Origin of the sequence: Citrobacter sp. Cf125 (assembly GCF_030333935.1) — a bacterium.
Lineage (GTDB): Bacteria > Pseudomonadota > Gammaproteobacteria > Enterobacterales > Enterobacteriaceae > Citrobacter > Citrobacter freundii.
In genome coordinates, this window is record NZ_JAOWEY010000005.1 from 1 (window position 1) to 281 (window position 281).

1 tRNA gene and 1 rRNA gene are annotated in these 281 nt (G+C 54.8%); both read left to right on the forward strand.

The features are described 5' to 3' along the window. Positions 1 to 86: 86 nt before the first annotated feature. Positions 87 to 162, forward strand: a tRNA-Thr gene (locus OGV89_RS00710). A gap of 38 nt (positions 163 to 200) precedes the next feature. Next, positions 201 to 281 (forward strand): 5S ribosomal RNA (gene rrf / locus OGV89_RS00715); the annotation flags it as partial.

A 281-nucleotide genomic window follows, 5' to 3' on the forward strand; every position in this document is an offset into this window, starting at 1 on the left:
CTCAGAAGTGAAACGCCGTAGCGCCGATGGTAGTGTGGGGTCTCCCCATGCGAGAGTAGGGAACTGCCAGGCATCAAATTTAGTGTGCTGATATGGCTCAGTTGGTAGAGCGCACCCTTGGTAAGGGTGAGGTCCCCAGTTCGACTCTGGGTATCAGCACCAGTTTTTCGGTTAAAGTTCGGCACTTAGAAAAGAATTTGTCTGGCGGCTGTAGCGCGGTGGTCCCACCTGACCCCATGCCGAACTCAGAAGTGAAACGCCGTAGCGCCGATGGTAGTGTG